Origin of the sequence: Burkholderia sp. Bp8991 (genome assembly GCF_003853795.1) — a bacterium.
In the GTDB taxonomy this organism is placed as follows: domain Bacteria; phylum Pseudomonadota; class Gammaproteobacteria; order Burkholderiales; family Burkholderiaceae; genus Burkholderia.
The window spans coordinates 64,157-88,725 of record NZ_QTQJ01000024.1 but is presented as its reverse complement, the minus strand read 5'-3'; the positions used below and the strand labels follow the sequence as shown (position 1 = coordinate 88,725).

Annotated in this window: 24 protein-coding genes and 1 tRNA gene; 9 read left to right on the top strand and 16 right to left on the bottom strand. The window is 68.3% G+C overall.

From position 1 onward, the window contains the following. Positions 1–14 precede the first annotated feature (14 nt). The 14 genes from DIE02_RS24960 to upp all read right to left on the bottom strand — a co-directional run bounded on the left by DIE02_RS24960 (position 15) and on the right by upp (position 11,979). A complete protein-coding gene (locus tag DIE02_RS24960) occupies positions 15–593 on the bottom strand; it encodes an aromatic acid exporter family protein (protein ID WP_044844713.1) in 579 nt (192 codons plus the stop codon). A gap of 35 nt (positions 594–628) precedes the next feature. Further along, entirely contained in the window at positions 629–1,888 is a 1,260-nt protein-coding gene (locus DIE02_RS24955; protein WP_124487207.1) for an MFS transporter, read from the bottom strand. Continuing rightward, positions 1,885–2,850: a PRC-barrel domain-containing protein gene (locus tag DIE02_RS24950; protein ID WP_124487208.1), complete on the bottom strand. Its 966-nt coding sequence runs from the start codon at positions 2,848–2,850 to the stop codon at positions 1,885–1,887. Before DIE02_RS24950 ends, DIE02_RS24955 begins: the two co-directional genes overlap by 4 nt. Positions 2,851–3,150: 300 nt before the next feature. Beyond that, positions 3,151–3,486: a YggL family protein gene (locus DIE02_RS24945; protein ID WP_044844709.1), complete on the bottom strand. Its 336-nt coding sequence runs from the start codon at positions 3,484–3,486 to the stop codon at positions 3,151–3,153. Between the two features lie 348 nt (positions 3,487–3,834). Further along, positions 3,835–3,911, bottom strand: a tRNA-Met gene (locus DIE02_RS24940). 196 nt (positions 3,912–4,107) lie between these two features. Then, positions 4,108–5,577 carry a ribonuclease G gene (gene rng, locus DIE02_RS24935; RefSeq protein WP_124487209.1) on the bottom strand — a complete coding sequence of 490 codons (1,470 nt, stop codon included), beginning with the start codon at positions 5,575–5,577 and terminating at the stop codon, positions 4,108–4,110. 8 nt (positions 5,578–5,585) lie between these two features. Next, positions 5,586–6,218: a nucleoside triphosphate pyrophosphatase gene (locus tag DIE02_RS24930; protein ID WP_124487210.1), complete on the bottom strand. Its 633-nt coding sequence runs from the start codon at positions 6,216–6,218 to the stop codon at positions 5,586–5,588. Between the two features lie 51 nt (positions 6,219–6,269). Further along, positions 6,270–6,740 (bottom strand): 23S rRNA (pseudouridine(1915)-N(3))-methyltransferase RlmH, encoded by a 471-nt coding sequence (gene rlmH / locus DIE02_RS24925; protein ID WP_044844705.1) that lies wholly within the window; start codon positions 6,738–6,740, stop codon positions 6,270–6,272. A 19-nt stretch (positions 6,741–6,759) separates the two neighbouring features. Next, on the bottom strand, positions 6,760–7,206 hold the full coding sequence (gene rsfS, locus DIE02_RS24920) for a ribosome silencing factor (protein WP_044844704.1): 447 nt from the start codon (positions 7,204–7,206) through the stop codon (positions 6,760–6,762). A 4-nt stretch (positions 7,207–7,210) separates the two neighbouring features. Further along, positions 7,211–7,918 carry a nicotinate-nucleotide adenylyltransferase gene (locus DIE02_RS24915; protein WP_082088490.1) on the bottom strand — a complete coding sequence of 236 codons (708 nt, stop codon included), beginning with the start codon at positions 7,916–7,918 and terminating at the stop codon, positions 7,211–7,213. Positions 7,919–7,959: 41 nt separating this feature from the next. Further along, positions 7,960–8,880: an oxygen-dependent coproporphyrinogen oxidase gene (gene hemF / locus DIE02_RS24910; RefSeq protein ID WP_124487211.1), complete on the bottom strand. Its 921-nt coding sequence runs from the start codon at positions 8,878–8,880 to the stop codon at positions 7,960–7,962. A gap of 118 nt (positions 8,881–8,998) precedes the next feature. Beyond that, entirely contained in the window at positions 8,999–10,276 is a 1,278-nt protein-coding gene (gene purD / locus DIE02_RS24905; protein WP_124487212.1) for a phosphoribosylamine--glycine ligase, read from the bottom strand. 105 nt (positions 10,277–10,381) lie between these two features. Continuing rightward, positions 10,382–11,110, bottom strand: coding sequence for a YebC/PmpR family DNA-binding transcriptional regulator (locus DIE02_RS24900; protein ID WP_044844700.1), 729 nt, complete (start codon positions 11,108–11,110; stop codon positions 10,382–10,384). Between the two features lie 218 nt (positions 11,111–11,328). Beyond that, positions 11,329–11,979 (bottom strand): uracil phosphoribosyltransferase, encoded by a 651-nt coding sequence (gene upp, locus DIE02_RS24895; RefSeq protein ID WP_006478229.1) that lies wholly within the window; start codon positions 11,977–11,979, stop codon positions 11,329–11,331. A gap of 245 nt (positions 11,980–12,224) precedes the next feature. Here upp and DIE02_RS24890 point away from each other — a divergent pair, with 245 nt between their 5' ends. Then, a complete protein-coding gene (locus tag DIE02_RS24890; RefSeq protein WP_044844699.1) occupies positions 12,225–13,004 on the top strand; it encodes an SDR family oxidoreductase in 780 nt (259 codons plus the stop codon). Between the two features lie 53 nt (positions 13,005–13,057). Continuing rightward, positions 13,058–13,450, top strand: coding sequence for a methylglyoxal synthase (locus tag DIE02_RS24885; protein ID WP_044844698.1), 393 nt, complete (start codon positions 13,058–13,060; stop codon positions 13,448–13,450). A gap of 129 nt (positions 13,451–13,579) precedes the next feature. On the opposite strand, the gene DIE02_RS24880 is transcribed toward DIE02_RS24885, so the two are convergent. Next, positions 13,580–14,047 (bottom strand): T6SS effector amidase Tae4 family protein, encoded by a 468-nt coding sequence (locus DIE02_RS24880; protein ID WP_185702654.1) that lies wholly within the window; start codon positions 14,045–14,047, stop codon positions 13,580–13,582. Positions 14,048–14,062: 15 nt separating this feature from the next. Continuing rightward, positions 14,063–14,416: a Rap1a/Tai family immunity protein gene (locus DIE02_RS24875; RefSeq protein ID WP_124487214.1), complete on the bottom strand. Its 354-nt coding sequence runs from the start codon at positions 14,414–14,416 to the stop codon at positions 14,063–14,065. 440 nt (positions 14,417–14,856) lie between these two features. Here DIE02_RS24875 and DIE02_RS24870 point away from each other — a divergent pair, with 440 nt between their 5' ends. The 7 genes from DIE02_RS24870 to kdpE all read left to right on the top strand — a co-directional run bounded on the left by DIE02_RS24870 (position 14,857) and on the right by kdpE (position 24,510). After that, positions 14,857–15,831 carry a quinone oxidoreductase gene (locus DIE02_RS24870; protein ID WP_124487215.1) on the top strand — a complete coding sequence of 325 codons (975 nt, stop codon included), beginning with the start codon at positions 14,857–14,859 and terminating at the stop codon, positions 15,829–15,831. Between the two features lie 342 nt (positions 15,832–16,173). Next, a complete protein-coding gene (kdpF, locus tag DIE02_RS24865; RefSeq protein WP_006752209.1) occupies positions 16,174–16,266 on the top strand; it encodes a K(+)-transporting ATPase subunit F in 93 nt (30 codons plus the stop codon). Then, positions 16,263–18,068, top strand: a complete 1,806-nt coding sequence (gene kdpA, locus DIE02_RS24860; protein WP_124487216.1) for a potassium-transporting ATPase subunit KdpA — start codon at positions 16,263–16,265, stop codon at positions 18,066–18,068. The genes kdpF and kdpA overlap by 4 nt, the downstream gene beginning before the upstream one ends. 54 nt (positions 18,069–18,122) lie before the next feature. Continuing rightward, a complete protein-coding gene (gene kdpB / locus DIE02_RS24855) occupies positions 18,123–20,207 on the top strand; it encodes a potassium-transporting ATPase subunit KdpB (protein WP_124487217.1) in 2,085 nt (694 codons plus the stop codon). A gap of 24 nt (positions 20,208–20,231) precedes the next feature. Further along, entirely contained in the window at positions 20,232–20,813 is a 582-nt protein-coding gene (gene kdpC, locus DIE02_RS24850; protein WP_124487218.1) for a potassium-transporting ATPase subunit KdpC, read from the top strand. A gap of 162 nt (positions 20,814–20,975) precedes the next feature. Then, positions 20,976–23,819, top strand: a complete 2,844-nt coding sequence (locus DIE02_RS24845) for a sensor histidine kinase KdpD (RefSeq protein WP_044844691.1) — start codon at positions 20,976–20,978, stop codon at positions 23,817–23,819. Continuing rightward, complete coding sequence (gene kdpE / locus DIE02_RS24840) at positions 23,812–24,510, top strand: two-component system response regulator KdpE (protein ID WP_040127870.1); 699 nt, start codon at positions 23,812–23,814, stop codon at positions 24,508–24,510. Before DIE02_RS24845 ends, kdpE begins: the two co-directional genes overlap by 8 nt. Positions 24,511–24,569: the final 59 nt, after the last annotated feature.

Below are 24,569 nucleotides of genomic sequence, written 5' to 3'. Positions count from 1 at the left end.
TCCCGGCAACCGCGTCACTTGTCCTGGTCCGACTTCGCCGCCCGGCGGAACCAGCGTCGCTCGATCCGCGACATTGCCCAGCACACCGCCAGCGCGCAGACGGTGCCGAGCGCGACTTCCCCGAGCCGCATCAGCGGAATGTCCCACAGCGGGCCGTTACCCGGAAACAGCAGCACGATCGTCGCGGTGACGCCGCCGAGACGCGCCGCGCTGCCGACGTTCAGGCACCAGCAGCCGACGATCGTGATCGCGACCGCGATCGCATAGGCGACGAGGCGATCGCCGCCGAGCGCGGCCCCCGCGAAGCCGACCACGCCGCCGATCATCGCGCCGATGAACTGGTCGCGCGACAGCGACATCGTGTCCGAATAGTTGTGCTGCGTGACGGCGATCGCGGTGATCGCCGCCCACACGGCCTGCTCGGTGTGCAACGCGCGGCCGATCGCGTATGCGAGGCACGCGCCGCACACGGCCTGCAGCGCCATCAGCGCGCCTTGCGTGAGGCGTTCGCCGAAAGTCAGCCCCTTGAACAGATCGAAGATCGACTGCTGGATCTGTTGGCGGGCTTCGTTGAGGGTCCTGATCGTATCCATCGTGTCGGCCAAGAAGCGGGGCGGCGGTGCGTGTGTCAGTGCGCCTGTTCGGACGAGGCGGCGGCCGGCGTGCCCTCGGGTGCGTCGCCGTTCTCGACGCGCGTTTCGGGCATCGCGAGCCAGACGAGCAGCACCGCGAGCGCGCCGGCAGCGGCGAGCCCGAAGAAGCTGATCGCATTGCCGAAGTGATCGGCGACATAGCCGGCCACGGCCGTGCTGAGCGTCGCGCCGATCCCGGCCGCGAGCCCGAACAGCCCGATGCACAGGTTGTAGCGGCCCTTGCCGCCCGCGACGTCGGCCGCGATCAGCGGCAGCATCACGCCGAACACGGCCGCGCTGATGCCGTCGAGCATCTGCACCGGCACGAGCAGGTACGGGCTGCTCACGCCGGCGAACAGCAGCGCTCGCACCGGCAGCGCGGAGAAGCCGAGCAGCAGGATCGGCCGGCGTCCCCAGCGTTGCGAGGAACGGCCGACCCACGGCGACAGCATCGCGACGATCGCCTGCGGCACGATGATGCACGCGGCGATCACGAGCTGCACGTTCTCGCCCATCCCGGCCGTCACTTCGCCGGCCGCGAGGTTGAGCATCGCCGCGTTCGACAGGTGGAACAGCACGACGCACGCCGCGAAGATCAGCATCCGGCGATCGCGCAGCAGTTCGAGCAGCGTCTCGCGGTGCTCGCCTTCGTCGTGATCGTCGGGTTTCGACGATTGCGGGATCACTTCGTGGGTCGGCTGGATCATCGCGAGCGCGAACAGCGCGGGCAACGCCAGCACGGCGGTCAGCCAGAACACCGCGCGCGCGGAGAAATACTCGCCGGTGAGCCCCATCAGGCCCGCCGCGACCGCGCTGCCGATCGACGCCCAGCGTGCGTTGCGGCCGAGCCGGTCGCCGAGATCGGCACGGCCGACCAGCGAGAACGAGATCGCGGCCATCGCCGGCACGAGCATGCAGCTCGCGAAGCCGTGGAACACCTCGGCCGCGATCACCGGCACGATCGTCGGGCTCGACGCGAGCAGCACCGCGGACAGGATGATGGCCGCGATCGCCCACGCGGCCGCGCCTTTCTTGTTCTTCAGCGCATCGACGGCCGCGCCGCCCGGCACCTGGCTGACCATCGCGCTGATCGTGCCGATCGACAGCACCATGCCGATCTCGCCCTGCGTCCACTTGTGCGACGCGAGGTAGGACGCGATGAACGGACCGAACCCGGTTTGAACGTTTGCAACGAAAAAGTTGAGCCAGTCGAGGGACCGCAGACTGCGCACGCTGACGGAATGCTTGATCGTCATCGGGTGGCACTCGCAGACGAAGCCGGCACCGGTGCCGGGGCAACGGGCGGGAAGACCGCGATGATCGGCTTGTCGGCCGCGTAGGGCGGCGACGCCTTGATCTGCGCATCGTTCAGGTCGAGCTGCGGATGCAGCGCCTTGTCGCGCGTGACGAAGCGCAGCGCGCCCCAGCTCGCGGCGATCGAGCGGCGGTCGGTGTTGACGAGCCCGCCGAGGTCGAGCACGACCGCCTGCGGCTGCGCGGCGCGGTCGATCAGCACGTCGACGATGCGGCCGATCTTCGTGCCGTTCGGGCGCTCGACATCGCTGTCGAGCATCGGCAGTCGCGTCGCGGGCGACGCCGCGGCCGAACCCGACAGCGGCACGGCCTTCGGCCGCGCGGCCGGAGGCAGGTCGCCCGACGGCACGTCGAGCACGATCGGCTCCTGTTTGCCGCCCGGCGTGAAGCGGAACACGTTCCACGGGAAGATGACCTTGCGGTCGCCGACACCCATGAAGCCCTGCAGGTTGACGATCATCTCGCGCGGCTTGCCGCTCGCGTCGGCCACCATGTCGACCGCGCGGCCGATCACCTTGCCGTTGCGGCGCGCGACCTCGCTGTCGAGCAGCGCATGGATCTGCGTGCGGTCGAGCGGGCGCGTCGCGACGATCGGGGCGGGCGGTGGTGGCGGAGGCGTCGGTGTTTCGGGGCGCTGCACGGGTTTCGGCCGCGTCACTTCGCGGTGCGGTTTCTTCGGTGCTTCCGGCGCTTCCGGCTGCGTCGGCGCCGGCACGGGCGGCATCGTCAGCGGTTCGCCGGCGGTTTCCTCGACGGGCTCGACGAGCGCTTCGCTGATCGGCGCGGGCGGATTCTGCGTCGGCAGCAGCCCGCAGCCGGACAGCAGCGCGGCGGCGAGAACGAGGAAGACCGTCGAGGACGGGAACGACATGCGGGATGCGGGAAACGGAAATCCGCCGCTCATTGACACTCACTCCATGGGTCGGGGGCCGGGCCCGGAGGCGCGCGGCTGGCGATGGATGGCGGGTGCGGGCGGCGCACCACGCGAGGTGAGAGTTTAACGTGTCTTCCTTTCAGGGCCGATTTCGATGGCTTGCTGGAGGCGGACTGTCGGGGAAAGGTAGGGATCGGCGGCCGTCGCGTCGCAGTCGGGCGACGGGGAAGGCCGGCGGATGAGGGGCGGCTCACACGGGTGCCGCCCCGGCCCGCCGCCGTCATGGCGGGCAGGCGCGGGCGCTGCATGAAGCAGGGAGAAAACGGAGCGTCAGGCGTCCGGATACCACGCGTCGGTGAATTCGCTGACCCGGACGTCGGTCAGCTCCGGACGTGCGGCCAGCCACGCCCGCACGTTCTCGCGGTCGGCGTCGGTGGTCGTGCCGCGCGGCGCGCCGGAGATCACGTAGGCGCCGATCCCTTCGTCAGCGGAGGCGACGGTCAGCAGCCCGTTCGCTTCGACGAAATCGATGAATGCATCGATCAGCTGGCCACGTTCGAGGTCGGACAGCTCGTTGCGGTATTGCGCGGCCGCGTTGAACGCGAGTTCCTGGAACTCGGCGATGTGGAGTTTCTTGCGCTGGCGGCGGTTGTGGCGTTGGCTCATGGTGTGTGGTGAGTGAATGTGAGGTGGGAAAGGATAGCGCGGCGGCCGCTGCGGGCACTGTCCCGACGTGCCGCGCGGTCCGGCCGGTCGCGAAAGGGGCGAGCGTTGCGTCGTCGCGATATCGTGCTGTCGCGCGGCCGATCAGAAAACCATCGTTGAACAATCGATCGACTTAGCTTTCGCGGTGCGGCTCGGCCGGCGGCTGATTGCACGCGTGACCGAATGATACAGGGATGGCGAGCGTCTTCGGCTTTGCCAGGGCCGGCGGCTTCGAGTCGAGCGATACGAACCAGCGAATCGGCGAAATGCAAAAAGCCCGCTTGCTGTCGCAAAGCGGGCTTCGATGTTTGGTTGCGGGGATAGGATTTGAACCTATGACCTTCGGGTTATGAGCCCGACGAGCTGCCAGACTGCTCCACCCCGCGGCGCGAATTATAGTGACACTGCTGCGGTGCGTCAAATGCTCAGTGACCAAAGTTGATATCAAGCGGCCGTGCTTCGCTCGCCAGCGGGCGCTTACGTTGCCCGAGCCCTCGAAGCTCGGCGTGCCAACTGATATTTTTGCTCGATGCCCGCGGCAAGGGGGGCGATCTCCCGATTCGGAGATCGCCGCGCATGACCTTACATCAGCACGATATCGTACTGTTCCTGGCTCAGGTTCGACTCGACCTGCAGCGACACCGGCTTGCCGATGAAGTCGATCAGCATCGCGAGATGCTGCGACTCCTCGTCGAGGAACAGGTCGATCACCTGTTGCGCGGCGATCACGCGGAATTCGCGCGGATTGAACTGGCGCGACTCGCGCAGGATCTCGCGCAGGATGTCGTAGCACACCGTGCGCGACGTCTTCACCTGGCCCTTGCCCTGGCAGGTCGGGCACGGCTCGCACAGCACGTGCGCGAGCGATTCGCGCGTGCGCTTGCGCGTCATCTCGACGAGCCCGAGCTGCGAGAAGCCGTTGACCGTCACGCGCGTGCGGTCGCGCGACAGCGCCTTCTTCAACTCGGACAGCACCGCGTCGCGATGCTCGGCGTTCTCCATGTCGATGAAGTCGATGATGATGATCCCGCCGAGGTTGCGCAGCCGCAGCTGCCGCGCGATCGTATGCGCGGCCTCGAGGTTGGTCTTGAAGATCGTGTCGTCGAAGTTGCGCGCGCCGACGTAGCCGCCGGTGTTCACGTCGATCGTCGTCATCGCCTCGGTCTGGTCGATCATCAGGTAGCCGCCCGACTTCAGGTCGACGCGGCGCGACAGCGCGCGCTGGATCTCCGTCTCGATGTTGTACAGGTCGAACAGCGGCCGCTCGCCGGTGTAGTGATGCAGCTTCGGGCTCACCGCCGGCGTGAATTCGTTCGCGAATTCCGCGAGGCGCTGGTACGTCTCGCGCGAATCGACCTGGATGCGCGTCGTGTCGTCGTTCGCGAAATCGCGCAGCACGCGCTGCGCGAGATCGAGATCCTGGTACAGCAGGCTCGTCGCCGGCAGCCGCTGCGCCTGGGCCACGATGGTCGTCCAGGTCTTGCGCAGGTAGGCGACGTCGCCGGCCAGTTCGTCGGAGGTCGCGTCCTCGGCGATCGTGCGCACGATGTAGCCGCCTTTCTCGTCCGACGGGATCACGGCGGTCAGCCGCGCACGCACGGCCTCGCGCTCGGCCTCGCTCTCGATCTTCTGCGAGATGCCGATGTGCGGCTCCTGCGGCAGGTAGACGAGCGTGCGGCCCGCGATGCTGACCTGCGTCGACAGTCGGGCGCCCTTCGTGCCGATCGGATCCTTGATCACCTGGACCATCAGCGTCTGGCCTTCGAACACGGTCTTCTCGATCGGCTGGTGCGGCGCGCCCGACTGCGGCTCGCCCGCGAGGCGCGGATGCCAGATGTCGGCGACGTGCAGGAACGCCGCGCGCTCGAGACCGATGTCGATGAACGCCGACTGCATGCCGGGCAGCACGCGCACGACCTTGCCGAGGTAGATGTTGCCGACCCGCCCGCGCGACAGCGTGCGCTCGACGTGAAGCTCCTGCACCGCGCCTTGCTGGACGAGTGCGACCCGCGTTTCCTGCGGCGTGAGGTTGATCAGGATTTCTTCGTTCATGGTGCGATTCAGAAGGCGACGCGCGCGGTGCGCAGCAACGCGGCAGTCTCAAAAAGGGGCAGACCCATGATACCCGAATGGGAACCGTCGATTCGCTCGATGAATTCGGCCGCGCGTCCCTGGATCGCGTAGGCGCCCGCCTTGCCGAACGGTTCGCGGGTGTCGACGTAGCGCTCGAACGCGTCGCGCGGCGCGGCCGAAAAGCGCACCGACGAGCGCGACAGCGCGGGCGGCAGCAGTTCGCCGTCGGCGCCGACCACCGCGACGGCGGTCAGCACCTCGTGTTCGCGGCCTGCGAGGCGGGTCAGCATCGCGAGCGCGTCGTCGGCATCGGCCGGCTTGCCGAGGATCGCGCCGTCGATGGTCACCGTGGTGTCCGCAACCAGCACCGGCGCGGCCGGCTTGCCGCTCGCGACGAGACGCGCCCGCGCGGCCTCCGCCTTCGCGACGGTCACGCGCTGCACGTACGCATCGGCGGCTTCGCCGGGCAGCTCGGCTTCGAGCGCCTCCGCGTCCTCGTCGGGGCGCGGCAGCAGCAATTCGAAGCGCACGCCGATCTGCTGCAGCAGCTCCTGGCGGCGTGGGCTTTGCGAAGCGAGGTAAAGGGTCGGGAAAAGGGCAGGGGGCGTGCTGGACGGCATGGTGTCGTTATCTCGTTGAGCGCGCGCGGCGCGCGTCCCGAGGACGGCACGTCATGCGCGATGGTAGGGGTGATTCTGCGTGATGCTCCACGCGCGGTAAAGCTGTTCGGCAAGCAGCACGCGCACCATCCCGTGCGGCAGCGTCATGCTCGAGATGCGTAGCAACAGGTCGGCGCGCGCCTTGAGTTCCGGATCGAGCCCGTCGGCACCGCCGATCACGAACGCGACGTCACGGCCGTCCTGCTGCCAGCCGGGCAGCGCCTGCGCGAGCTGCATGGTGGTCCAGTCGCGGCCGCGCTCGTCGAGCGCGACGATGCGCGCGCCCTTCGGCAGCGCGGCCTCGATCTTCTGCCGCTCGGCCGCCATCACGCTTTCCGCGCTGCGGCCGCCCGAACGCAGTTCGGGCTTGATCTCGCGCAGTTCGATGCGCAGCTCGGGCGGCATCCGCTTCGTGTATTCGTCGAAGCCGGACGCGATCCAGCCGGGCATCTTGTGGCCGACCGCGAGGATGAAAAGCTTCATCGGGACGACTCGCTGCGGCTCAGCGGCGGCGGGCAGCCGTCTTGCGCGCCGGGCGTGCGGGCGCTTCTTCCTCGTCGTCCTCTTCTTCGCTGGCGGTAGCGAGACCGTTCGGACCCTTGCCGCCGCCGAGCTTCATCCGCACGGGCTTGTCGCCCCAGATTTCCTCGAGGTTGTAGTACTGGCGCAGCGCCGGTTGCAGGATGTGCACGATCGCGTCGCCGCAGTCGACCAGCACCCATTCGCCGGTGTCTTCGCCCTCGGAGCTGACGATGTCGCCGCCGGCTTCCTTGACCTTGTCGCGCACGCTCGACGCGAGCGCCTTGGTCTGGCGGTTCGACGTGCCCGACGCGACGATCACGCGGTCGAACAGTTCGGTCAGGTGGCTGGTGTTGAACACCTTGATGTCTTGCGCCTTGATGTCTTCGAGAGCGTCGACGATCACGCGCTGCAGTTTGCGGATATCCATGGAATCAGGAATGGTAGAGACGATGTTGAAGAATATAGGCCCAGACGGCGGCCGGCACATGCTCGGCCGACGCATCGGGCATTTGCGCGTGACGCGCGATGCATTCGCGCAGGTGTGCGCGGATGTCGGTTGCGGCGATATCGAACGCCAGCGTCGTGTCGATCAGCAGGTGGCCGGCCGGCGTCGCTTTCAGCACGTCGGCACCGGCCTGCCGCCGCGCGATTTCCTGCGCGACGTCCGGCGGCGCCGCGCCGAGGTCGAAGCCCGGGCGCGTCGACGCGCACACGTGCGCGTAGTCGAACAGCTTGCGCCAGTCGCGCCACGTGTCGAGCCGCACCAGCTGGTCGGCGCCGATCAGCAGCGCCAGCGACGCATCGGGGCCGATCCGCTCGCGCCAGCGTGCGAGCGTCTCGACCGTATAGGTCGGCCCCGCGTGCTCGATCTCGTCGGTCGCGACGGTGACCGTCACGCCGGGCAGCGACAGCGAGCCGGCAGCGGCGCGCGTCATCGCGAGCCGATGTTCGGCGGCCGACACGTCGCGCTTCTGGTACGGCTGCCCGGCGGGCAGCAGCGCGAGTTCGGTCAGGCCGAGCACGTCGGCGAACCGGCGCGCGAGCGCGAGGTGGCCGTCGTGGATCGGGTCGAACGTGCCGCCCAGCAGGCCGATACGACGTGACAGCGGCTGCGGGGCGGGGCGGGTGGTGGTGTCCAGAAAAACGTGTCCTGTTCTTGAGGCGGCGGGGCGCGGCGGGCTCAGACCCAGTCGCGCGGCACGAGGAACTCGCTCAGGCGCGCTTCCGGCGAGCCCGGCTCGGGCTGCCAGTCGTAACGCCAGTGCGCGACCGGCGGCATCGACATCAGGATCGACTCGGTCCGGCCGCCGCTTTGCAGCCCGAACAGCGTGCCGCGGTCGAACACGAGGTTGAATTCGACGTAGCGGCCGCGCCGGTAAGCCTGGAAGTCGCGTTCGCGCTCGCCGTACGGCAGCGCGACACGGCATTCGACGATCGGCAGGTACGCGTTCAGGAACGCGTCGCCGACGCTTTGCATCATCTCAAACGAGCGTTCGAATCCGGGCTCGGAGAAATCGTCGAAGAAGATCCCGCCGATGCCGCGCGTCTCGTTGCGGTGCTTCAGGAAGAAATACTCGTCGCACCACGTCTTGAAGCGCGGGTAGAGCTCGGCGCCGAACGGATCGAGCGCGTCCTTGCAGGTCTGGTGGAAATGCCGCGCGTCGTCCTCGAACGGATAAACCGGTGTCAGATCCATGCCGCCGCCGAACCAGAAGATCGGCGCCTCGCCGGGCTTCGTCGCGATCAGCATCCGCACGTTCATGTGCACGGTCGGGCAGTACGGGTTGCGCGGATGCAGCACGAGCGACACGCCGAGCGCCTCGAAGCCGCGGCCGGCCAGCTGCGGGCGCGCGGCACTCGCCGACGGCGGCAGCGCATCGCCGGCGACGTCGGAAAAACCGATCCCCGCGCGCTCGAACACGCGGCCGCCTTCGAGAATCCGCGTGCAGCCGCCGCCGCGCAGGCGTTCCTCGGGCCCGCGCTGCCACGCGTCGGTCGCGAGCGGCGTGCCGTCGAGCGCGCCGAGCGCGTCGGCGATGCGTGTCTGCAGGCCTTGGAGATACGTGCGCACGCGCGCCACGTCGTAGGTCGAATCGGTCATGTCTGGACTGGCTGCCCCCGCGCGAAGCGGGGGCCGTAAAAAAGGCATCTGCCGGGCATTCTATCGAACCCCGGCAGAGGAGGCCGCCGTTTGCGACGGCAAAGCGGCGGTCAGGGTGTTACGTGCTCTTGCGATTCAGCGCGCGGAAGCCGATGTCGCGGCGGTACTGCATGCCTTCGAAATTGATCTGGTTGATCGTGTCGTACGCATGCTGCTGCGCTTCGCGCACCGAATCGGCGAGGCCGACCACGCACAGCACACGGCCGCCGGACGTCGTCAGCTTGTCGCCGTCGAGCGTCGTGCCCGCATGGAACGTCACGGCCTGCTCGGTCTCGGCCGGGATCCCGTTGATGCGGTCGCCCTTGCGCGGCGCGTCCGGATAGCCGTGCGCGGCCAGCACGACGCCGAGCGCGGTGCGGCGGTCCCAGTCGAGCTCGACCGTGTCGAGCGTGCCCGCGATCGCCTGTTCGACGACCTTCGAGAAATCGCTCTTCAGGCGGGCCATGATCGGCTGCGTCTCGGGGTCGCCCATCCGGCAGTTGAATTCCAGCGTGCGCGGATTGCCTTCCTTGTCGATCATCAGGCCCGCATACAGGAAGCCCGTGAAGCGGATGCCGTCCTTCTCCATCCCGCGCACCGTCGGCATGATGATTTCGCGCATCACGCGTGCGTGCATCTGCGGCGTGACGATCGGCGCGGGCGAGTAGGCGCCCATGCCGCCCGTGTTCGGGCCGCGGTCCTCGTCGAGCAGGCGTTTGTGGTCCTGGCTCGAAGCCAGCGCCAGCGCGTGCTTGCCGTCGACCATCACGATGAAGCTCGCTTCCTCGCCATCGAGGAATTCCTCGATCACGACGCGCGCGCCGGCGTCGCCCAGCTTGTTGCCCGACAGCATCATGTCGACCGCGGCATGCGCTTCTTCCAGCGTCATCGCGACGACGACGCCCTTGCCGGCCGCGAGGCCGTCGGCCTTCACGACGATCGGCGCGCCTTTCGCGTCGAGGTACGCGTGCGCGGCGGCCGCGTCGGAGAAGGTTTCGTAGTCGGCGGTCGGGATGCCGTGGCGCTTCATGAACGCCTTCGCGAAATCCTTCGAGCTTTCGAGTTGCGCGGCTTCGCGGGTCGGGCCGAATACCTTGAGGCCGCGCGCGCGGAACAGGTTGACGATGCCGGCCGCGAGCGGCGCTTCCGGCCCGACGAGCGTGAACGCGACGCCTTCGCTTTCCGCGAAATCGGCCAGCGCGTCGAGCGACGTGATGTCGACGTTCTTCAGACGCTCGTCCTGCGCCGTGCCGCCATTGCCGGGCGCGACGTAGACCATCTGGACGCGCGGCGACTGCGCGAGCTTCCACGCCAGTGCATGTTCGCGACCGCCGGAACCGACGACGAGTAGTTTCATGGGATTCCCCGCAGACTAGAAAACAGGGCGGCCGGCACGCTCAGGCGCGCCGGCCGCGAAATCGGTCGGGCCGCCGTCGCAACGCTGCGCACGGCGGCCGGCATCTCATTCCTCGACGATGACGGCGTTCGTATACACCTCCTGCACGTCGTCGAGGTTCTCGAGCGCGTCCAGGAGCTTCTGCATCTTCGCCGCATCGTCGCCGGTAAATTCGACTTCGTTCTGCGGCTTCATCGTCACTTCGGCGAGTTCGGCCTTGAAGCCCGCGGCTTCGAGCGCGTCCTTTACTGCCGAGAACGCCTGCCAGTCGCACAGCACTTCGATCGAGCCGTCGTCGTTCGTGCTGACGTCGTCCGCGCCGGCTTCGAGCGCCGCTTCCATCAGCGCGTCTTCCGACGTGCCGGGCGCGAACAGGAACTGGCCGACGTGATCGAACATGAACGCGACCGAACCGTCGGTGCCCATGTTGCCGCCGAACTTCGAGAATGCGTGACGGACTTCCGCGACCGTGCGGGTGCGGTTGTCGGTCAGCGTGTCGACGATGATCGCCGCGCCGCTGATGCCGTAGCCTTCATAACGGATTTCTTCGTAGTTCGCGCCGTCCGCGCCGCCGACGCCGCGGTCGATCGCGCGCTTGACGTTGTCCTTCGGCATGTTCGCGTCGGCCGCCTTGTCGACCGCGAGACGCAGGCGCGGGTTCGAACTCGCGTCGCCGCCGCCGAGGCGGGCCGCGACCTGGATTTCCTTGATCAGTCGGGTCCAGATCTTGCCGCGCTTCGCGTCGGCTGCTGCCTTCTTATGCTTGATGTTGGCCCATTTCGAATGACCAGCCATACCTTTCTCCGTGCCCGGGCGCGCTGCGCGGGCGATTGTGCCAATGTGTCGTTGAATCGGCGGCCGTCTGGGCGGGCATGAAGCCGCGGGGCCGCGCGTGTCGAGTGGAACGTGATTTTATCACGCGGCGACCGTCGCTTCGGGGCCGCCGCGCATGGCCGAACGGCCGGGCGGGCCGTTGCGGCGTGCCGGGCCGCGCGGCCCGGCGGCGTCGTATGTCAGTTCTTGGTGCCGAACAGGCGGTCGCCCGCGTCGCCCAGGCCCGGCACGATGTACGCATGCTCGTTCAGGTGCGAGTCGAGCGACGCGACGAACAGCTTCACGTCCGGGTGCGCGTCCTGGAACACCTGTACGCCCTCGGGCGCGGCGACCAGCGCGACGAACATGATGTTCGCGGCCGGCACGTTGCGGCGCTTGAGCACGTCGACCGCGTGCACGGCCGAATAGCCGGTCGCGACCATCGGGTCGCACAGGATGAAGATGCGATCCTCGAGATCGGGCAGGCGCACCAGGTATTCGACCGGGCGGTGATCTTCGGCGCGGTACACGCCGATGTGGCCGACGCGCGCGGACGGCACCAGGTCGAGCAGGCCGTCCGACATCCCGATGCCGGCGCGCAGGACGGGCACGATCGCGAGCTTCTTGCCCGCGATCACCGGCGCGTCGACCGCCACCAGCGGGGTTTCGACCCGCTTGGTCGTGATCGGCAGGTTGCGGGTGATCTCGTAGCCCATCAGCAGCGTGATCTCGCGCAGCAGTTCGCGGAACGTGCGCGTCGACGTGTCCTTGTCGCGCATGTGGGTCAGCTTGTGCTGGATCAGCGGGTGATCGGTGATGAAGAGATTCGGGAAACGGCTGTCCTGTTTCATGACGGGGTGCCTTGGCGGCAAAAGGGGATCGGGGGCGGCGCCGGCGCCAGGCCGGCCGCCGCTCATGGCCGCAATTTTACCAAGGCGCGCCACGTGATCCGGATATTATCGACGTCTCACGACAATCCGCGCGCCGTGTTCGCCCGCTCGCCTGCGTTCGCGACCGTTCGCCCGCCCGGCGAACCGGCCTGCGACCCGTCGGCGACCCGGCCCGGCCGGCGCGCGTCGCCATAAAGGAATCGACGATGGATCTCGGCATCGCAGGAAAGACCGCGCTCGTGTGCGCGGCGAGCAAGGGGCTCGGGCGCGGCTGCGCGGAAGCGCTGGCCGCCGAGGGCGTGAACCTCGTGATCGTCGCGCGCACGCGCGACACGCTGGAGGAAACCGCGGAGGAGATCCGCGCCGGGTCGAACGTGTCGATCACCGCCGTCGCCTGCGACATCACGACGCCCGACGGCCGCGCGGCCGCGCTCGCCGCGTGCCCGCAGCCGGACATTCTCGTGACGAATGCCGGCGGGCCGCCGCCCGGCGATTTCCGCGATTTCTCGCACGACGACTGGATCCGCGCGCTCGAGTCGAACATGCTGACGCCGATCGAGCTGATCCGCGCGACCGTCGACGGGATGATCGGCCGCGGCTTCGGCCGGATCGTCAACATCACGAGTTCGGCCGTGAAGGCGCCGATCGACGTGCTCGCGCTGTCGAACGGCGCGCGCTCGGGGTTGACCGGCTTCGTCGCGGGGCTGTCGCGCAAGGTCGCGGGGCAGGGCGTGACGATCAACAACCTGCTGCCCGGGCTGTTCGACACCGACCGGATCGCGACGACGCTCGCCGCGTCGGCGAAGGCGCAGGGCGTGAGCGTCGACGAGATGCGCGCGCGGCGCGCGAAGGAAATCCCGGCCGGGCGCCTCGGCACGCGCGCCGAATTCGGCGCGGCGTGTGCGTTCCTCTGCAGCGTGCATGCCGGCTATATCACCGGGCAGAACTGGCTGCTCGACGGCGGCGCGTATCCGGGCACGTTCTGACGCGCACCGCCGTTCACACATACGACAACAATCGACCCACGAAGGAAACGGAGATGAGCAAACCCCGCATCGCACTGATTGCGCACGACGCGAAGAAGGACGAGATCGTCGCGCTCGCGGGCCAGTACCGCGCGACGCTCGCGCAATGCCGGCTGGTCGCGACCGGCACGACGGGCGGCCGCATCGCCGCCGCGCACGGGCTCGAGGTCGAGCGCAAGCTGTCGGGGCCGCAAGGCGGCGACCTGCAGATCGGTGCTGAGCTGGCCGAAGGCCGCGTCGACATCGTCGTGTTCCTGCGCGACCCGATGACCGCGCAGCCGCACGACCCGGACATCACCGCGCTGGTGCGCGCATGCGATGTGCACGACGTGCCGGTCGCGACGAATGTCGCGACCGCGCGGATGTTGCTCGACGATCTGGCGCGCAACATGCAGGACGTTTGCTAGGCGTTCGGCACGCGTGAGTGTGCGTGCTTGCCGCCATCTGTCGTGTGGATGACATGTGACGGATGGCGGTGAGCGTTGATAGCGGCGAAACAGGCGCGGATTGCGATGCCCGAGATCGCGGCCGGTCGCTCATCGTAACGACCAGAACCACACGGTTGATGCAGCCCAGTAGCAATCCGAACTGCAGAGGGCGCGGGCGCCATCGATCAGGTCGATGTGTCCGCCGCGGCCGTTCATGTATCCGGGGATGTTCCAGAAGGCCACGACGCCCTTTCTGGCGGCAATGCCGGTCGTCGCATCGTCTCGCCGGAACACTTCAGCCTTGCCGAAATAGGCCGGCTCCGCCAGCATGTTGGCCAGCCTCGCCTGGCCGGCTTCAGTTCGCCGTCCACGGTGCGGCCCCTTCTGAATGACGAGGCCGCCGCGCAATGTCATTCCGCTCTTGTCGAGTGCCAGGCTGATCCGAATGGCGCACGTATTTGCATACGCCGGATTGGCGACCAGGTCTTGCCAGCCGAGCTCCTCGTATAGCGCTTCCCTGGATACCGTCCTGTTGTCCGGATAGTGGCTGTTCAGTAATGAGAAGTGTGGTTTCAAGCAGATCGTCCCCGATCAACGGCACGGATATTTCTGCTGCAGGATGCGGGTGATCAGGCCTGCTGCGTTTGTGCGCAGCGCATCGTTCGGCAGTTTTCGAAGACCGCCGATCACTTCCGAATCGATCTCTCCGGATTTGAGGCGCCCGTTGTCGCACCAGTCCTTGCCTTCGGTCATGTCGGCCACGCCGGCCAGATAACCGGTCATGACGTGGCGCTCGGCGTCGGCGTACGGATTGTTGTCCGTACGGCTGATGCCGTTGAGCAGCCGCGCACCGTCGACGCGTGGGAGCGCGGCTCCGTTCACGATGCCGATACCTGCCGACAACGATGCGAAAACAAATGCATGGCGGATGAAAAGGGCGTTCATGGCATGGGGTTCGTGAATTCGGCGCAAAGCAAAATAGCACGCTCACCGTCCCGGGAATCTCCATGGACCGCATGATTTCGCGGGGGACCGCACGGTGCAATGGGTGGCGACGCTTTGCCATCGCTGAATGGACAGCCATTCGTCCGACCCGAAGATGATTCCTTGAACGTGGCGAAATGTTACACGTGGGGCACGCGCCGCACCGAGACGAGCGCAAGGTCGCGACGGATCGGATGGCGCACCATCCGCCGGAATGCACGTCACGTGCCGATCGTCTTTCGCGAAGACCCTACGGTCGTGAAGGGATTGCCGCGGCGTGCAGCACGAGCGCGCGCGACGCGCGAAAATCACGCGCAGTGTCCCGCGTCTGCCCGCCTCGCCGTTCGGGGGCAGCGACGTATTTGCCGAACCGAATTTCCAGACAAGCGAGGAGCGAAACGATGCCGAAAGCAATCCGATACGACCAGGCAGGCGGCCCGGACGTGATGAAGTGGGTCGACGTCGAGGTCAGCGAGCCGCAGGCGGGCCAGGTCCGCGTCAAGCAGCATGCGGTCGGGCTCAACTATATCGACGTGTATTTCCGCACCGGCCTCTATCCGCAGCCGTTGCCCGCCGGGCTCGGGATGGAGGCGGCCGGCGAGGTGACGGCGGTCGGCGATGACGTGACCGCGTTCAAGCCCGGCGACCGCGTCGCCTATGTGTGGTCGTCGCCCGGCGCGTACGCGCAGGAGCGCGTGCTGCCCGCCGACCGCCTCGTCAAGCTGCCGGACGGCATCAGCTACGACGCAGCGGCGTCGGTGATGCTGCAGGGCCTGACCGCACACTACCTGCTGCGCCGCACGTATCCGGTCAAGGCCGGCGACACGATCCTGATCCATGCCGCGGCGGGCGGCGTCGGCCTGCTGGTCTGCCAGTGGGCGAAGGCGCTCGGCGCAACGGTGATCGGCACGGTCGGCTCCGACGAGAAGGCCGAACTCGCGAAAGCGCACGGCTGCGACCACCCGATCGTCTACACGCGCGAGAATTTCACGCAGCGCGTGAGGGCGATCACGAACGATGCGCTCGTGCCGGTCGTCTACGATTCGATCGGCAAGGACACCTACATCGGTTCGCTCGACTGCCTCGCGCCGCTCGGGCTGTTCGTCAGCTTCGGCAATGCGTCGGGCCCGCTGCCGCCGATCGACTCGAAGGAGCTCTCGTCGCGCGGTTCGCTGTTCTTCACGCGGCCGACGCTGTTCTCGTACATCGCGAAGCGCGCCGATCTCGAAGCCGCGGCCGCCGAGCTGTTCGACGTGATCCTGTCGGGCAAGGTGAAGACGAGCATCAACCAGCGCTATCCGCTCGCGGAAGTCGGCCGCGCGCATGCCGACCTCGAGTCGCGCAAGACGACCGGCTCGACGATCCTAATTCCCTGACGCATCCCTTCGCGCCGGCACCACGCCGGCGCGCACCCTGGCGGGCGGCGACGGTCGCCGTCCGTCCAGTCTTAGTCTCGACCGAAGTTCGGTCCGCTGTTCCGCCCGCCGTCCCCCGCCGTCCGCCGCCGCACGCGTTTACGCGTTTTTTATACCGGCCCGATGACCTTTGACCCGTCCTTTACGCGCGTTCCCATAAGGTTCTAGTCGTCCGATTTCGACGACGGAGAACACAAAAATGGATGGGGTTTTCATCGGCGCACTGGTGCTGTTCACAGCGCTGATCCTCGGTTTGCTTGCCGGTTGCGAGACGCTCGCGCAATACGGCCGCGGGGGGCGCGCATGACCTGGATGCTTTGGCTGGCGGGTGCCTCGACGGCCCTGCTGTTCGCGTATCTCGTCTTTGCGCTGCTGCGCGCGGAGGACATCGAATGAACGCGAACAACCTGTTGCAGACGCTGCTGTTCATCGTCGTGCTGCTTGCGGCGGCCGTGCCGGTCGCGCGCTACCTGACGGCCGTGATGGACGGCAGCTCGCGCGTCGTGCGCGTGTTCGGACCGCTCGAGCGCGTGCTGTACCGCATCGCCGGCGTCGACGCCGGCACCGAGATGAACTGGAAGCGCTACGCGGTCGCGACGATCGCATTCAACGCGCTCGGCGCGCTGTTTCTCTACGGCCTGCTGCGCCTGCAGGGTTTCCTTCCCGGCAATCCGCAGCAGTTCGGCGCGATGACGACTGACGGCGCATTCAACACGGCCGTCAGCTTCGTCACCAACACGAACTGGCAGGACTACACGCCCGAGCAGACCGTCAGCTACCTGACGCAGATGCTCGGCCTGACGGTGCAGAACTTCCTGTCGGCCGCGACCGGCATCGTCGTCGTGATCGCGCTGATCCGCGGCTTTGCGCGCCACACCGCGCAGACGATCGGCAACTTCTGGGTCGACCTCACGCGCGTGACGCTGTACGTGCTCGTGCCGATGGCGGCGCTCGTCGCCGCGCTGTTGATGAGCCAGGGCGTGATCCAGAACATGAAGTCCTACCAGGACGTGCCGGTGCTGCAGACGAGCACTTATGCTGCGCCGAAGCTCGACGCGCAGGGCAACCCGGTGAAGGACGACAAGGGTAACGCAGTCACGGTGCCGACGCAGCTGACGAAGCAGACACTCGCGATGGGCCCGGTCGCGTCGCAGGAAGCGATCAAGATGCTCGGCACCAACGGTGGCGGCTTCTTCAACGCGAACTCCGCGCATCCGTACGAGAATCCGACGCCGTTCGCGAACTTCATCCAGATCTTCGCGATCCTGATCATTCCGGCCGCGCTGTGCCTCGTGTTCGGCCGGATGATCGGCGACCGCCGGCAGGGCATCGCGGTGCTCGCGGCGATGACGGTCGCGTTCGCGGTCGCGATCGGCGTCGAGGTGAGCGCCGAGCAGGCCGGCAACCCGGCGCTCGCCGCGCTGCACGTCGACCAGTCGACGAGCGCGCTGCAGCCGGGCGGCAACATGGAAGGCAAGGAAACGCGCTTCGGCATCGCGCAGACCGGCATCTTCACGGTCGCGACGACGGCCGCGTCGTGCGGCGCGGTCGACACGATGCACGATTCGCTGACGCCGCTCGGCGGTCTCGTGCCGATGCTGCTGATGCAGCTCGGCGAGGTGATCTACGGCGGTGTCGGGTCCGGTCTCTACGGGATGCTGGTGTTCGCGCTGCTCGCGGTGTTCGTCGCGGGCCTGATGATCGGCCGCACGCCGGAATACGTCGGCAAGAAGATCGAATCGTACGAGATGAAGATGGTGTCGATCGTCGTGCTGCTCACGCCGCTGCTCGTCTTGGTCGGCACGTCGATCGCGGTGCTGGCCGACGCGGGCCGTGCCGGCATCGCGAACCCGGGCCCGCACGGCTTCTCGGAAATCCTGTACGCGTTCAGCTCGGCCGCGAACAACAACGGCAGCGCGTTCGCGGGCCTGACGGTCGGCACGCCGTTCTACAACTGGATGACCGCGATCGCGATGTGGTTCGGCCGCTTCGGCACGATCGTGCCGGTGCTGGCGATCGCCGGCTCGCTCGCCGCGAAGAAGCGCATCGCGGTGACGAGCGGCACGCTGCCGACCCACGGCCCGCTGTTCGTCGTGCTGCTGCTCGGCACCGTGATGCTGGTGGGCGCGCTGACCTACGTGCCGGCGCTCGCGCTCGGCCCGGGCGTCGAGCATCTGATGATGTGGCTGGGCGCATGACGCACGAGCGCATGGCGACACCTTGCAAAGACTGAAGAGATTGAAGAGATCGCAATGACTCAACATTCCGCAACACGGTCCATGTTCGATCCGGCGCTGCTGCGCCCGGCGATCGTGGATTCGTTCAAGAAACTCACGCCGCGCACGCAGTTCCGCAACCCGGTGATGTTCTGCGTGTACGTCGGCAGCATCCTGACCACGATCCTGTGGATCGCGGCGCTCGTCGGCCAGGCCGAGGCGCCGGCGGGCTTCATCCTCGCGATCGCGCTGTGGCTGTGGTTCACCGTGCTGTTCGCGAACTTCGCCGAAGCGCTCGCCGAAGGGCGCTCGAAGGCGCAGGCCGCGTCGCTGCGCAGCGCGAAGAAGGACGTGATGGCGAAGAAGCTCAACGAGCCGCATCCGAAGTCGCCGATCCGCATCACGACCGCGTCGGACTTGCGTAAAGGCGACGTCGTGCTGGTCGAGGCCGGCGACGTGATCCCGGCCGACGGCGAAGTCGTCGACGGCGTCGCGTCGGTCGACGAATCGGCGATCACCGGCGAATCCGCGCCGGTGATCCGCGAATCGGGCGGCGACTTCTCGTCGGTGACCGGCGGCACGCGCGTGCTGTCCGACTGGATCGTCGTGACGGTCACCGCGAACCCCGGCGAGGCGTTCCTCGACCGGATGATCGCGATGGTCGAGGGCGCGAAGCGCAAGAAGACGCCGAACGAGGTCGCGCTGACGATCCTGCTCGTCGCGCTGACGATCGTGATGCTGCTCGCGACCGCGACGCTGCTGCCGTTCTCGATGTTCTCGGTCGACGCGATGAAGGCCGGCCACGTGGTGACGATCACCGCGCTCGTCGCGCTGCTGGTGTGCCTGATCCCGACGACGATCGGCGGGCTGCTGTCGGCGATCGGCGTGGCCGGGATGAGCCGGATGATGCAGGCGAACGTGATCGCGACGTCGGGCCGCGCGGTGGAAGCGGCCGGCGACGTCGACGTGCTGCTGCTCGACAAGACCGGCACGATCACGCTCGGCAACCGCCAGGCGTCGATGTTCGTGCCCGCGCCGGGCGTGAGCGAGGAGGCGCTGGCCGATGCGGCGCAGCTGTCGTCGCTCGCCGACGAGACGCCGGAAGGCCGCAGCATCGTCGTGCTCGCGAAGGAACGCTTCAACATCCGCCAGCGCGACATGGCGCAGCTGCATGCGACCTTCCTCGGCTTCTCCGCGCAGACGCGGATGAGCGGCGTCGATCTCCCGGGTCGCGAGATCCGCAAGGGTGCGGCCGATGCGATCCGCCGCTACGTCGAGACGCACGGCAGCCGCTTCCCGGATGAAGTGCGCCGCGCGGTCGACGACGTCGCGCGCCGCGGCAGCACGCCGCTCGTCGTGGCCGACCTGCACGACGGCGTGGCGCGCGTGCTCGGCGTGATCGAGCTGAAGGACATCGTGAAGGGCGGCATCAAGGAGCGCTTCGCGGAACTGCGCAAGATGGGCATCAAGACCGTGATGGTGACGGGCGACAACCGGCTGACGGCCGCGGCGATCGCGGCGGAAGCGGGCGTCGACGACTTCCTCGCGGAAGCGACGCCGGAAACCAAGCTCGCGACGATCCGCGAGCACCAGGCGGCGGGGCGCCTCGTCGCGATGACGGGCGACGGCACCAACGACGCGCCGGCGCTCGCGCAGGCAGACGTGGCGGTGGCGATGAACACCGGCACGCAGGCGGCGAAGGAAGCCGGCAACATGGTCGACCTCGATTCGAACCCGACGAAGCTGATCGAGATCGTCGAGATCGGCAAGCAGATGCTGATGACGCGCGGGTCGCTGACGACGTTCTCGATCGCGAACGACATCGCGAAGTACTTCGCGATCATCCCGGCCGCGTTCGTGACGACGTACCCGCAACTGCGCGTGCTCGACATCATGCATTTGACGTCGCCGGCCTCCGCGATCCTGTCCGCGGTGATCTTCAACGCGCTGATCATCGTCGCGCTGATCCCGCTCGCGCTGAAGGGCGTCACCTACCGGCCGCTCGGCGCCGCGTCGCTGCTGCGCCGCAACCTGCTGGTGTACGGTCTCGGCGGCGTGCTGCTGCCGTTCCCGTTCATCAAGCTGATCGACATGACGCTCGCCGCGCTCGGCTGGGCCTGATGCGCCGCATTTGAAGGAACCCTCATGAAAACGTTGATTCGCCCGCTCGTCGTGATCTTTGTCGTCCTGACCGCCGTGACGGGGCTCGCCTATCCGGCCGTGATGACCGTGTTCGGCCAGGCCGTGTTGCCGTCGCAGGCGAACGGCAGCCTGATCGAGCAGGGCGGCCGCGCGGTCGGCTCCGCGCTGATCGGCCAGCAGTTCGACGCGCCGAAGTATTTCTGGGGCCGCCTGTCGGCCACGTCGCCGATGCCGTACAACGCGACCGGCTCCGGCGGCTCGAACCTCGGCCCGCTGAACCCGTCGCTCGCCGACCAGGTGAAGGCGCGCATCGCCGCGCTGCGCGACGCCGGCACCGACATGTCGAAGCCCGTGCCGGTCGACCTCGTGACGGCGTCGGCGAGCGGCCTCGATCCGGAGATCACGCCGGCCGCCGCCGCGTACCAGGTCGAGCGCGTCGCGAAGGCGCGCAACCTGACCGCCGACGCGGTCGCGCAGCTCGTCGCCGCGAACACGGCGGGCCGCCAGTTCGGCGTGCTCGGCGAGCCGCGTGTGAACGTGCTGAAGCTGAACCTCGCGCTCGACGCGGCGCAGGCCGCGCACTGAACGCGCGGCCGGGCTCCCGGCGCGGCAACCGGCGTGCGGCGCGGCCCGATCCGCGCCGCACGCGCTTGTCCGACGGCGCATGCGCCGTCTTTGCCTTTTGCGGCGATTTGGAACCACAATGACAGTACTCGTTCGCCATCCCGCGTTTCGCCTTCCTGACGCATGAACCGCCCCGATCCCGACCAACTCCTCGACAAGCTGCAGCGCGACGAAGAAAAGCAGCGGCGCGGCCAGCTGAAGATCTTCTTCGGCGCGTCCGCCGGCGTCGGCAAGACCTATGCGATGCTGCAGGCCGCGCGCCAGCGGCTGCAGGACGGCGTCGACGTCGTCGTCGGCATCGTCGAGACCCACGGCCGCGGCGAAACCGCCGCACTGCTCGACGGCCTCGACGTGCTGCCGCTCGCGCGCATCGAGTATCGCGGCCGCACGCTCGCCGAATTCGATCTCGACGGCGCGCTCGCGCGCGCGCCGCAACTGATCCTCGTCGACGAACTCGCGCATTCGAACGTGCAGGGCGCGCGCCACCTGAAGCGCTGGCAGGACGTCTACGAACTGCTCGACGCGGGCATCGACGTGTACACCACCGTCAACGTGCAGCACCTCGAAAGCCTGAACGACGTGGTCGGCGCGATTACCGGCATCCGCGTGTGGGAGACCGTGCCCGACCGCGTGTTCGACGCGGCCGACGAAGTCACGCTGGTCGACCTGCCGGCCGAGGAGCTGCTCGAGCGGATGCGCGACGGCAAGGTCTATCTCGCGCAGCAGGCCGAGCGCGCGGTGCGCAACTTCTTCCGCAAGGGCAACCTGATCGCGCTGCGCGAGCTGGCGCTGCGGCGCACGGCCGATCGCGTCGACGCGCAGATGCGCGAGTACCGCGCCGACCGTTCGATCCAGCGCATCTGGCAGGCGCGCGAGCGGCTGCTCGTGTGCGTCGGGCCGGGCCCCGAGGCGCCGACGCTCGTGCGCGCGGCCGCGCGGCTCGCGGCGAGCCTGAAGGCCGACTGGATCGCCGTGTACGTCGAGACGCCGCGGCTGCAGCGGCTGCCCGATGCGCGGCGGCAGCGCACGCTCGACGCGTTGAAACTCGCGGCCGAGCTTGGCGCGGAGACGGCCACGCTCGCGGGCGACGACGCGGTTGCCGCGCTGATCGGCTATGCGAAGGTGCGCAACGTGTCGAAGCTCGTCGCGGGCGGCTCGCCGAAGGTCGGGCTCGCGCGCCGCTTCGCGCGGCCGTTCGGCGAACAGCTCGCCGAACGCGCGGGCGACGTCGACCTGATGCTGATCCGCGCGTCGGCGAGCGACGAGGTGCGCGCGGCGCCGCTCGACGCGCGCGCACGCGACTGGCGCGACGCGTTCGCGCAATTCGGGTTGCGGCGTTCGCCGCCGCGCCACTACCTGTACGCCGCCGCGATCTGCGCGGCGATCACCGGTGTCGCGAGCGTCGTGTCCGAGCGGCTCGACCTCACGAACCTCGTGATGCTGTACCTGCTCGGCGTCGTGTTCTCGGCCGTGCGGCTCGGGCGCGGCCCGGGCGTGCTGCAGTCGTTCCTGTCGGTCGCCGCGTTCGATTTCTTCTTCGTGCCGCCGCGCATGTCGTTCTCGGTCAGCGACACGCAGTACCTGCTGACCTTCTTCGGGATGCTGCTGACGTCGCTCGTGATCAGCCACCTGACGTCGACGCTGACGCGCCAGGCGAGCATCGCGCAGCGCCGCGAGCGCCGCACCGGCGCGATCTACGCGATGGCGCGCGAGCTCGGCGCGGCGCTGACGACCGAGCAGATCGTCGAGATCGGCAGCCGCCACGTGGGCGAGGTGTTCCGCGCGCGCGTCGCGTTCCTGCTGCCCGACAGCGCGGACCAGGTGCGGCAGAAGATCGAGGAACCCGACGCGGCCGTCACGCTGACGGGCGCGGATCTCGACAGCGACGTCGGCCAGTGGGTGTACGACCAGCAGAAGCCGGCCGGCCGCGGCACCGACACGCTGCCCGCCGCCGCCGCGCTGTACCTGCCGCTGAAGGCGCCGATGCGCACGCGCGGCGTGCTCGCGGTCGCGTCGCGCGAGCCGCGCGAACTCGAGGTGCCCGAGCAGCAGCGGATGCTCGACGCGTTCGCCGCGCAGATCGCGCTTGCGCTCGAACGCGTGCACTACGTCGAGATCGCGCGCGACGCGCTCGTCAACATGGAATCCGAGCGGCTGCGCAACTCGCTGCTGTCGGCGATCTCGCACGACCTGCGCACGCCGCTCACGACGATCGTCGGCTTTTCGTCGATGCTCGCGAACGGTCGCGCGGCCGCGCAGGACGGCGACGCCGCGGCGGCCGAACGCTTCGCGCAGCGCGAGGGCGAGCTGGTCGACGCGATCCACGACGAGGCGCTGCGGATGACGGGCATCGTCACCAACCTGCTCGACATGGCGCGGCTGCAGGCCGGCAGCCTGCAGCTCAAGCGCCAGTGGTCGCTGCTCGAGGAAACCGTCGGCGCCGCGCTCGCCGCGTGCAAGCGCGTGCTCGCGCGGCATCCGGCGCGCGTGTCGCTGCCGGCCGACCTGCCGCTCCTGCAGATGGACGCGGTGCTGATGGAGCGGCTGTTCACCAACCTGTTCGAGAACGCGGCGAAATACACACCGGCCGACGCGCCGATCGACATCGGCGCCGAACGCGTGACCGACGACGGCCAGCCCTTCGTGCGCGTGCACGTCGACGATCACGGCCCGGGCCTGCCGGCCGGGATGGAAACGCGGATCTTCGACAAGTTCACGCGCGGCGAGAAGGAATCGGCGACGCCGGGCATCGGGCTCGGCCTCGCGATCTGCCGCGCGATCGTCGAAGCGCATGGCGGTAGAATCGGCGCGCTCAACCGTACCGCGCCCGACGGCCGCGTGACGGGCGCGCGCTTCTGGTTCACGCTGCCGGTCGACACGCCGCCGGCCGTGCCTGCCGTACCCGACGACGAAATCGACGTGCCCGGCGCGTCGTCTCCCTCCGAGCCATTGCCAGACCATGAGTGAACCGAGCCTGACCGTCGTCCTGATCGAGGACGAAAAACAGATCCGCCGCTTCGTGCGCGCCGCGCTCGAAGAGGAGGACATCGCCGTGTTCGAGGCGGAGACGGGCAAGCAGGGATTGATCGACGCGGCGACCCGCAAGCCCGATCTCGTGATCGTCGACCTCGGCCTGCCCGACACCGACGGCCTCGACGTGATTCGCGAGCTGCGCGGCTGGTCCGAGGTGCCGGTGATCGTGCTGTCCGCGCGCACCCAGGAAGAGGAGAAGGTCGCCGCGCTCGATGCCGGCGCCGACGACTACCTGACCAAGCCGTTCGGCGTGTCCGAGCTGCGCGCGCGGATCCGCGCGCAACTGCGCCGGCGCAACCAGGGCGGCGCGAACGAGTCGCCGAAGGTGAGCTTCGGCACGGTGAGCGTCGATCTCGCGCTGCGCCAGGTGTGGCGCGACGGCGAGATCGTGCACCTGACGCCGCTCGAGTACCGGCTGCTCGCGACGCTCGTGCGGCACGCGGGGCGCGTGCTCACGCATCGCCAGCTGCTGCGCGACGTGTGGGGGCCGTCGCACGTCGAGAGCCATCACTATCTGCGCATCTACATGGCGCACCTGCGCCAGAAGCTCGAGCGCGATCCCGCGCAGCCCGAGCATATCGTCACCGAAACGGGCGTCGGCTACCGGCTCGTCGGCGCTGCGTGACGTCCGCGGCGCGCCGCGCGATGCGGCCGGAATGCAAGGCCGCACGCCGGTGAAGTTGC